The 9,275-nt window shown below is 56.0% G+C and carries 8 protein-coding genes; 5 read left to right on the top strand and 3 right to left on the bottom strand.

Translation table 11 applies throughout. The features are described 5' to 3' along the window. Nucleotides 1-428 precede the first annotated feature (428 nt). The 3 genes from HVA01_RS05465 to HVA01_RS05455 all read right to left on the bottom strand — a co-directional run bounded on the left by HVA01_RS05465 (nucleotide 429) and on the right by HVA01_RS05455 (nucleotide 4,186). On the bottom strand, nucleotides 429-1,892 hold the full coding sequence (locus HVA01_RS05465; RefSeq protein ID WP_146873685.1) for an NCS1 family nucleobase:cation symporter-1: 1,464 nt from the start codon (nucleotides 1,890-1,892) through the stop codon (nucleotides 429-431). 29 nt (nucleotides 1,893-1,921) lie between these two features. Beyond that, on the bottom strand, nucleotides 1,922-3,280 hold the full coding sequence (locus HVA01_RS05460; RefSeq protein ID WP_146873683.1) for an NCS1 family transporter: 1,359 nt from the start codon (nucleotides 3,278-3,280) through the stop codon (nucleotides 1,922-1,924). Nucleotides 3,281-3,430: 150 nt separating this feature from the next. Then, nucleotides 3,431-4,186 (bottom strand): aspartate/glutamate racemase family protein, encoded by a 756-nt coding sequence (locus HVA01_RS05455; protein ID WP_146873680.1) that lies wholly within the window; start codon nucleotides 4,184-4,186, stop codon nucleotides 3,431-3,433. A 295-nt stretch (nucleotides 4,187-4,481) separates the two neighbouring features. On the opposite strand from HVA01_RS05455, the gene puuE reads away from it, so the two are divergent. The 5 genes from puuE to modA all read left to right on the top strand — a co-directional run bounded on the left by puuE (nucleotide 4,482) and on the right by modA (nucleotide 9,246). Further along, nucleotides 4,482-5,417 (top strand): allantoinase PuuE, encoded by a 936-nt coding sequence (gene puuE, locus HVA01_RS05450; RefSeq protein ID WP_146873678.1) that lies wholly within the window; start codon nucleotides 4,482-4,484, stop codon nucleotides 5,415-5,417. Between the two features lie 11 nt (nucleotides 5,418-5,428). Further along, nucleotides 5,429-6,262 (top strand): bifunctional allantoicase/(S)-ureidoglycine aminohydrolase, encoded by an 834-nt coding sequence (locus HVA01_RS05445; protein ID WP_146873676.1) that lies wholly within the window; start codon nucleotides 5,429-5,431, stop codon nucleotides 6,260-6,262. Between the two features lie 134 nt (nucleotides 6,263-6,396). After that, nucleotides 6,397-6,885 (top strand): ureidoglycolate lyase, encoded by a 489-nt coding sequence (locus HVA01_RS05440; RefSeq protein ID WP_146873674.1) that lies wholly within the window; start codon nucleotides 6,397-6,399, stop codon nucleotides 6,883-6,885. Nucleotides 6,886-6,989: 104 nt separating this feature from the next. Then, nucleotides 6,990-8,474 (top strand): pyruvate kinase, encoded by a 1,485-nt coding sequence (gene pyk / locus HVA01_RS05435; protein ID WP_146873672.1) that lies wholly within the window; start codon nucleotides 6,990-6,992, stop codon nucleotides 8,472-8,474. Further along, a complete protein-coding gene (gene modA / locus HVA01_RS05430) occupies nucleotides 8,452-9,246 on the top strand; it encodes a molybdate ABC transporter substrate-binding protein (protein ID WP_146873670.1) in 795 nt (264 codons plus the stop codon). The genes pyk and modA overlap by 23 nt, the downstream gene beginning before the upstream one ends. The last annotated feature ends 29 nt before the right edge of the window (nucleotides 9,247-9,275 follow it).

The raw sequence follows: 9,275 nt of genomic DNA, 5'->3' as shown, positions 1-9,275 counted from the left end.
GGAAGCCAAAACCACCAATAATCAACAAGTGTCTGATGTAAAATGGAAATACTCACTTATTCTGATAAAGGCCGCCAGAAAATTGCGCATGCGCATAAGCATTCCAGGTCACTTTTTAACTTGCTCATAAACACATATAACCTTTTTATAACATGTTGCTTTTGAATGTTTTAATCAAATACTTTTCAGAAAAATAAGCACATTACCCCTTGAGCCTACCAGAAAAACGCGCACCACAGATCGAAAATATCTCATTCCGCTGAGTTTTGATACCGAAAAATACGTTGCTTGCTAGCGCCATGGAAGGATGCTGGCAGGTTCCAAATCGCCCGCGCCAGCCCGCGACCCAAAAAAAGCGCCATCGGCAAAAACCGATGGCGCTTGTATGAACTTCTAATCAGCTAGTTACGACCCTTTTGTCTACTCTGCTAAGCCAACGCAGGCGCAGCCTTAAACTGACGCATCAACCCGTAGTAGAACAACCCGCCCAGCGCTGCGCCAATCATCCAGCCAAAGCCGCCAAGGGCTGAAAGCGCGGGTACTAATACGGTAGAGAGCGAGAACAGTGCCGCACCGCCAAAGGCGATAAGGGCGCGGGTGTTCCAGCCGTTTACGTAGTAGTAGGCGCTGCCTGGTGCTGATGAAAACAGCTCCTGCATGTTGAGGTTCTCGCGCTTAATCAGGTAGTAGTCGACCACGATAATGCCGTAGAAGGGCGCGACGACGGCGCCTAGCGCATTAACAAAGCCGGGTACGCCGATCTGGCTGATCACTGAAAGCCATAGCGCACCCACGAAGAACGCGATCACCGCGGTAATCAGGCCACCCATCTTGAAGCTGATTTTGCTGGGGAACAGGTTGGCCAGATCGTAGGCGGGGGGAATAAAGTTGGCGACCAGGTTGATGCCCACCGTGGCGGCAAAGAAGGTGAGGGCAGCGACAATCGTGAGTGGTAGTGAGTCCACCCGCTCAACGATATCGGCGGGGTTGGTCAGCGCCTCGCCAAACAGCACCAGGGTGCCTGCGGTAATAATCAGCGCGATAAACGAGAAGAACGCCACGTTAAGCGGTAAACCCAACAGGTTGCCAAGCTTCATCTGGCGCTCGGTTTTTACAAAGCGGGTGAAATCACCGAAGTTGATCACCACCGCCGCGAAATACGCCACCATGGTGCCCACAATCGCCATAAAGGCCGCGATTGAGCTTCCTCTGGTTTCACTGCCACCGCTAAAAATGGTGCCAATGGCGGGGATTAGCTCACTTCCCGCCTGGTACCAGACAATAACCATCAGCACCAGCATGACTACGTAGACCAGCGGGCCTGCCCAGTTGAGGAAGTGCTTAATGCGCTCGATGCCTTGCCAGAAAATCGCGATCTGAAACAGCCACACAATCACAAATGACATCCAGGCCACACCGGAAAGCCCCAGAAAAGTGCTGCCATCGCCTGCGCCATAAAAGGCAGTAATCAACAGCGTGACCGCTGTAGAGGCGAAGTAAGTCTGCACGCCGTACCAGAAAATCCCCACAATGGCGCGCAGCATCGCGGGGAGGTTCGCTCCGCGCACCCCCATGCTGGCACGCACCATCACCGGAAAGGGAATGCCGTATTTTACGCTGGGTTTACCGCTAAGATTGACCAAAAACATCACGATCACACCGGCCAGAATAATCGCCGCCATCACCGCCCAGCCGTTCAGGCCGTAGGTTAAAAATAGCGAGGCGGCCAGGGTGTAGCCAAACAGGCTCTGGATATCGTTAGACCAGACGTTAAAAATCTCAAACGCGCCCCAGTTACGATCCTGGGGTTTAAGCGGCGCAAGGTCTTCGTTATACAGCGTGGGATCAATGTGCTTGATATCCAGATCACTAACGTTGTTGCTCTCTTTCATTTTATTGGCTCGCAGGTTGGCAAATGGGATTACTGGCTAAAGCGCTGGCAGGGAGCCCAGTACTTCATTAGCAAGTAGTAGCTGAGGCCTGCGGGTATCAGGCTGGCGTACCATGAGATCGCCGAGAAAGAGAGCGCCGCCACAATACCTATCGCCGTGGCAATGAACGCGGCCAGGTTCACGCCTTGATAAGGGCCATTGGCGTCATACAGCTTGCTGATATCTAACGTGCGGCGGCGAATCACATAATAGTCCACCACCAGAATGGCGAAGATCGGGCCTAAAAAGGCGGAGTAGGTCTGCACAAATAGCTGCAGGCCCGCCGCGGAGCCAGGCTGTACCAGCTTCCAGGGAAAGGTGGCGAAGGCCAGCAGCCCGACGATTACCGTGGCGTGTGTGAATTTGAGCTTAAACACGTCCATCAACACATAGGTCGGCGGCACCACGTTGTTAAGCACGTTGGTGGTCACCTGGGCAAAGGCGATGAACATCAGCGTGGTCATTAGCAGCGGGGTGTTGTCGACGGCGTTGGCGAACACCTGAATAGGATCGGCGGTGCCAGTGGCCTCGGAGACCATATAGCCGATCAAACCCATAAACAGCGTGCAGGGCAGAATCGACATGGCGTAAATGGTAGTCAGCAGGGTTTGGGCGGTGCCCTTTTTATGCTCGCGGGCGTAGTCGCTAACGTTAAGCATCATGGTGCTGTAGATGCCCAGGAACAGCATGGTCGCGCCCCAGAAGGGCATGCCCCAGGAACCTTCCATGGTCAGCAGGCTGGCGGAAAGCTCATCGCCATAGCGTTGCACCGTGGCGTAGAACATGTACATCAGCGAGGCGAGGATAAAAGCGCTGCCGATATTCTCTAACCACTTGATGCCCTGGAACCCCATCACCGACAGGCCGATTTGCAGAAACTGGAAGGTGATAAAGTAGAAGATAAGGTTGTCGAAGCCGAACAGGGTGGCCGACACCATATTGAGTGCCCCCGCGCCAATCCAGCTTTGAAAGCCATACCACACTACCGCAGGCACCGCGCGCACTAGCCCAGGCAATCGCGTGCCGGTAAAGCCAAACGCGCTGCGCGCCTGCACCATAAAGGGGATGCCGTACTTGTAGCCTGCGGCCCCGTTAATGGCCAGCGCAATGCCGATGACAAAGCAGCCAATGGCGATGGCCAGGGTTGCTTGTAACAGGTTTAAAGTGCCGACCACGCTTGAGCCCATGGCGAAGGTGCCAATGGAAACGCAGCCGCCGAACCACGCCAAAAAATAGGAGCTGCGTCCCATAATTCGGGTTTGCTGCGGGGCCAGGCTTTCAGCCCCTAGTCCTTTTGACCCGCTGTCGGGCCGTTCTTCTGGTGCAAGAGCTGAGGTTGAAACGCTCATGATGTCGTCCTCGCAAGATTATCGGTTTTATTGGCAGCTTGGGTATTTTGTATACCCAGGCAACGCTTGCGGCTTGGCGTGCTAATGGACGTTCGTGTTGCTGATCTTTTATTATTAAGTACTTTGAGTCGTTACTGTTTTTTATAGCGGTTATGACTTAAGCGGTAGCGCAAGATCAGAAAGCCCGGAAAACTTACCGGTGAACGCTTTCGGCAGGGGGTAGGCGAGATCGCCGTGCTTGCTGGTATACAGCCCCAGGCTGACTAGGGATTCCGCCAGCTTCAGCGCGGCGCTGACACCTTCCACTACCGGCAGGCCCACTTCGTGGCTAATCTCCTGGGTTAAGTTAGCCATGCCGCCGCAGCCTAAAACGATGGCGCCGATACCGTCTTCATCCCGGGCTCGGCAGCACTCTTCGACGATGCGGGTAAACGCCGCTTCAGGGTGGTGCTCAAGATCCAGCACCGGGATTTCAGCGGCGCGGATACGGCGGCAGTGGTGGCTAAAGCCATACTGCTGAAGCAAATGCTCGGCGATAATGCCGGTTCGGCCTAGAGACGTGACGATGGAAAAGCGGGTGCTGATTAAGGTGGCCAGATGAAAGGCTGCTTCAGCAATGCCGATGACCGGCGCACGGGTTAGTTCCCGGGCAGCAAGTAAACCAGGGTCGCCAAAGCAGGCCACCACATAAGCATCAATGCCGCCTTCGCGCTCACCTTTCAGAACCTCTTCGGCAACCCCCACTGCACTGATGGCTTCATCAAAATGGCTTTCAATCGACACCGGACCCGCGTCGGGCTGCGAAGCGCTAACCGTGGTGCCCTCGGCTGCCTGTTGCTGCGCTGCTTGACGCATAGCCGCGGTCATGGAGGCCGTGGTATTAGGGTTAATAACGCGTATATGCACGATAAGAAATCCGTATGTAAACAATATAAATTTTCTTGTATACAAAAATAAGGCGATTTTTTAAGCGGCGCAAGGGGCTAATGCGCAATAAATGACAAAAAGGGGGGCTGAAAAACTTGACCATTTGTTCAGGATTCAATGATTTAACGCCATTTAAACTGAGAAATGCCATGAGTGTCAGGGGATTAGCGATAAGCCGCGTTGCGACTGGTCACGAATGCCGCTATTTTGTATACAAATAAATTTTGTATCGCTGGTCTGTTTGCTATCCGCGATCTGAATAAAGGAGCTACCTATGTCGTCATCAAAGGGCCACTATCCCCGTGATTTAATCGGTTACGGGCGCAACCCGCCCCACGCCAACTGGCCCGGCAACGCCAAAATAGCGGTCCAGTTCGTGCTCAACTACGAAGAGGGCGGCGAGAACTGCGTGCTGCATGGCGACTCAGGCTCCGAGCAGTTTCTATCGGAAATCATCGGCGCGCCGGCTTATCCTGATCGCCATTTGAGCATGGAGTCGATCTATGAATACGGCTCCCGCGCCGGGGTATGGCGCATTCTGCGCGAGTTTGAGAAGCGCGACCTGCCGTTAACCGTGTTTGGCGTGGCCATGGCGCTGGAGCGCAACCCGGATGTCGCCCAGGCATTTAAAGCGTTAGGCCATGAGATTGCCTGCCACGGCTACCGCTGGATTCACTACCAGGAGGTGCCCGAGCACGTGGAGCGTAAACATCTTCAGCAGGCCATGGAAATTTTTCAGCGCCTCTACGGCGAAAAACCTCAGGGTTGGTACACCGGCCGCGATAGCCCCAATACCCGGCGCTTGGTGCTGGATGAAGGCGGTTTTCTTTACGATAGCGATTACTACGGTGACGACTTGCCTTTCTGGACCCAGGTGACCGATAGTCAGGGCAGTGACCACAACCATCTGATCGTGCCTTATACCTTGGATAGCAACGATATGCGCTTTGCCGCCCCGCAAGGTTTTAACACCGCGGATCACTTCTTTACCTACCTGCGCGACGCCTTTGATGTGCTTTACGAGGAAGGGGAGGAGGCGCCGAAAATGCTCTCCATCGGTATGCACTGCCGCTTATTGGGGCGCCCCGGGCGTTTTCGCGCCCTGCAGCGTTTCCTGGATTACATCGAAACCCATGACCGCGTTTGGGTCGCCCGACGAGTGGATATCGCCCGCCATTGGGCGGAGCACCACCCGGCACCCACGCGATGAAAGGCAAAACAATGACCACTCCTAGCTACTACGCCCCCACCGGCGGGCACCCGCCGCAAACACAAATTACCGCTGATCGTGCCGTATTTACCGAAGCGTACGCGCTGATTCCCAAAGGTGTGATGCGCGATATCGTCACCAGCAATCTGCCGTTTTGGGAAGGCACTCGGCTATGGGTGCTGGCGCGGCCGCTGTCGGGGTTTGCCGAGACCTTCTCCCAGTACATTATGGAAGTTCAGCCCCAGGGCGGTAGCGATAAGCCCGAGCCAGATCCCCAGGCAGAAGGCGTGCTGTTTATTGTCGAGGGTGAGTTAACGCTTACCCTGGCTGGCGAGCGCCACACCGTGCGGCCCGGCGGCTATGCGTTTATTCCTCCCGGCAGCCACTGGCAGGTGCGCAACGAATCCACCGCGCTGGTGAGTTTCCATTGGGTGCGCAAGGCCTATGAGTTTGTCGAAGGCCTTGAAGTGCCCAAAGCGTTCGTCACCAACGAGCAGGACATTGCGCCTATCGAAATGCCCGGCACCGAAGGGCGCTGGGCCACCACGCGCTTTGTTGAGCCGGCTGATGTACGCCACGATATGCACGTTAATATCGTGACCTTTCAGCCCGGCGGCGTAATCCCCTTTGACGAGACCCATGTCATGGAGCACGGCCTTTACGTGCTTGAGGGCAAAGCCGTTTACCACTTGAATCAAAACTGGGTGGAAGTAGAGGCAGGGGATTTTATGTGGCTACGCGCCTTCTGCCCCCAGGCCTGCTACGCCGCTGGCCCAGGGCCGTTCCGGTATTTATTGTATAAAGATGTTAATCGTCATGCTGCTCTTCGACTTAGTGCTCGTTAACATTGGCTATGTCGGCTTTTCAGGCGGGCAGTTTTAAAGGGTCGCGAGCTAAAGCTGCCTCCCACTGGTGCATTTATCAGGCCGGTAGGGGCCATGCCACACTGAGTAATGAAGAACTTTAGAAGGACGCAATAATGCTAGAACTAAAAGCCGAGCCGTTAACGGCTGAGGCCTTTGCCCCTTTTGGCGATGTGATTGATGCGCGTACCTCCGCGTCGTTTCCCATTAATGCCGGGCGCACCCAGCGCCACCATGATTTGGCCAAGGTGGAAACCCTGGGCGAAAATGCCCGCACGCTGATTAATATCTTCGTCAGCCAGCCGGTTAACCTGCCGCTTACGCTTACCTTTTTAGAGCGGCATCCGCTGGGCAGTCAGGCGTTTATGCCGCTGCATCAGGAGCGTTTTATTGTTGTGGTCGCCCCGCCGGGAGAGGTTGTCAACCCTGACGAAGTGCGCGCCTTTGTGACCGATGGCCGCCAGGGGGTGAACTACCACGCGGGCACCTGGCACGCGATTCAGTCAGTGCTGGAGCGCGAAGGCGAGTTTTTAGTGGTGGATCGCGGCGGGGACGGTAACAACTGCGATGAGCTTCCAATAGCCATTACCGTGATGTTGGAATAATACGTACATATCATGTTGCACCGCTGTCATGTAGAGCGGGTTAACCTGATAAGCTAGAGTGACCTAATAAAGTCACTACACGCTAATTGCATGGTTGGAAATTTATGAACGCACTGCACTTCTCCTCAATCCGTCGTACTAAAATTGTCGCCACCCTTGGGCCCGCCAGCGACCGCGAAGGCGTATTGGAAGCCATGCTCAAGGCGGGCGTGGATGTGGTGCGTCTGAACTTCTCCCACGGCACCGCCGATGATCATCGCCGCCGGTTAACCGAGGTGCGTGAAATCGCCGCCAATCTAGGCCGCAGCGTGGCCGTTCTGGGCGACCTGCAAGGCCCCAAGATTCGTATTGCCCGGTTTAGAGATGGCGCCGTGGTGCTCAAAGAGGGCCAGCCGTTTATCCTGGATATGGAACTCGATGGTGACGCGGGCGATGTGCACCACGTGGGCTGCGACTACAAAACCTTGTCGCAAGACGTCACCGCCGGTGACCGTCTTCTGTTAGACGACGGCCGGCTAGTGCTAGACGTGGCCCGTGTCGAAGGCCAGCAGGTGCATACCATCGTGGTCGTGGGCGGCAAGCTCTCTAATCACAAAGGCATCAACAAGCAGGGCGGTGGGCTCTCAGCGCCCGCGCTGACTGAAAAAGACAAAGTTGACCTCAAAACCGCCGTTGAAATCGGCGTCGACTATCTGGCCATTTCATTTCCGCGCCACGCCGACGATATGCTTGAAGCGCGTCGGCTATTAGGCGAGGAAGGCAAAGAGATTGGCCTGGTCGCTAAAGTAGAGCGCGCCGAAGCCGTGGCGGATGACGCCACCCTGGACGGCATTATCGAAGCCTCCGAAGCGGTTATGGTGGCGCGGGGCGATCTAGGCGTTGAAATTGGCGATGCCAAGCTGGTCGGCGTGCAAAAGCGCATGATTAAGCGGGCGCGCTCGCTTAACCGCGCGGTCATCACCGCCACGCAAATGATGGAAAGCATGATTTCGGCGCCGCTGCCTACCCGGGCAGAAGTGTTTGACGTGGCCAACGCGGTGCTGGATGGCAGCGATGCGGTCATGCTCTCAGCGGAAACCGCCGCGGGCGACTATCCGCTGGAAACCGTGGAAGCCATGTCACGGGTTTGTTTAGGCGCTGAGCGGGAAAAATCCGCCCAGGAATCCGGCCACCGCATTCATGAAGGCTTTACCCGCCCGGACGAAACCATTGCGCTTTCGGCCATGTATGCTGCTAATCACATGACTGGCGTCACGGCGATTGCCTGCATGACCTCTTCGGGTTACACGCCGCTGATTGCCTCGCGCATTAGTTCTGGCCTGCCGATCGTGGGCTTGGCGCACAATCCCATCGCCCAGCGCCGCATGGCGCTCTACCGTGGGGTCGTTTCGCTGCCGTTCGATACCTCTGAAATGACGGCCAGCGAGCTTAACGGTCGTGCGCTTGAGATGTTAGTGAAGACCGGTATCTCCAAAGCAGGCGATCACGTGATTCTTACCCGCGGTGACCACATGAATGCCCATGGCGGCACCAACACCATGAAAGTGATGGAGATTACCGATCAATATGCTGAGCCTAGCCAAGGCTAAACTAGCCGGCGGGCTGCTGGTGTCATGGCTGCTATTGATAGGCGCCCCTGCCCAGGCGGGGGCGCCTATTGTGGCGGCGGCCTCTGATTTGCAGTTTGCGTTGCCTGAGGCCGCCGAGCGGTTTGAGCAAGAAACCGGCCACGCCCTGCGGCTCAATTTTGGCTCTTCCGGCAACTTTCGCCGCCAAATCGCCCAGGGCGCGCCTTTTGAGCTCTATCTCTCTGCTGACGAACGCTACGTCCAGGCGCTTTATGAACAGGGCTACACCAAAGACAAGGGCGTGATCTATGCCATTGGGCGTTTAGTGTGGCTGCAGCGGGCAGGGCGGGATGATCTGCCCGGTGAGGATGTGCCGCTGGCAGCAGTGCAAAGCGCGCTGGAAGCTCACGCAAGTGGCGCCAGTGAACGTATCGCCCTGGCTAATCCCGAACATGCACCTTACGGGGTCGCGGCGCAGCAGGTGCTTGAACACGCTGGGCTTTGGGAGCAGACCGAGCCGCTGCGGGTATTTGGCGAAAACGTTTCACAAGCGGCGCAGTTTGCGCTTTCCGACGATGCGCGGGGCGGTTTAGTGGCTTATTCTTTGGCGCTTGCACCGGCTTTGAATGCGCGAAGTGAGTACGTACTCATCCCTGAGGCTTGGCATAGCCCACTACGCCAGCGCATGGTGCTGACCAACCAAGCGGGAGAGGTCGCCAGCGCCTTCTATCAGTGGCTGCAAGAAGACGAAAGGCAAGCCATTTTGCGCACCTACGGCTTTAGCGTCGAATAATGGCTGGTTTTTAATGGCTGGTTTTTAAT

The organism is Halovibrio variabilis, assembly GCF_007991175.1.
Taxonomy (GTDB): Bacteria; Pseudomonadota; Gammaproteobacteria; order Pseudomonadales; family Halomonadaceae; genus Vreelandella; species Vreelandella variabilis.
This window is presented reverse-complemented; position numbering and strand designations above follow the sequence as displayed.

What these genes read in the sequence shown, in the direction of transcription:
- HVA01_RS05465 (WP_146873685.1), bottom strand. Translation starts at nt 1,892, where the DNA reads ATGAAAGAGAGCAACAACGTTAGTGATCTGGATATCAAGCACATTGAT.
- HVA01_RS05460 (WP_146873683.1), bottom strand. Translation starts at nt 3,280, where the DNA reads ATGAGCGTTTCAACCTCAGCTCTTGCACCAGAAGAACGGCCCGACAGC.
- puuE (WP_146873678.1), top strand. Translation starts at nt 4,482, where the DNA reads ATGTCGTCATCAAAGGGCCACTATCCCCGTGATTTAATCGGTTACGGG.
- HVA01_RS05445 (WP_146873676.1), top strand. Translation starts at nt 5,429, where the DNA reads ATGACCACTCCTAGCTACTACGCCCCCACCGGCGGGCACCCGCCGCAA.
- HVA01_RS05440 (WP_146873674.1), top strand. Translation starts at nt 6,397, where the DNA reads ATGCTAGAACTAAAAGCCGAGCCGTTAACGGCTGAGGCCTTTGCCCCT.
- pyk (WP_146873672.1), top strand. Translation starts at nt 6,990, where the DNA reads ATGAACGCACTGCACTTCTCCTCAATCCGTCGTACTAAAATTGTCGCC.
- modA (WP_146873670.1), top strand. Translation starts at nt 8,452, where the DNA reads ATGCTGAGCCTAGCCAAGGCTAAACTAGCCGGCGGGCTGCTGGTGTCA.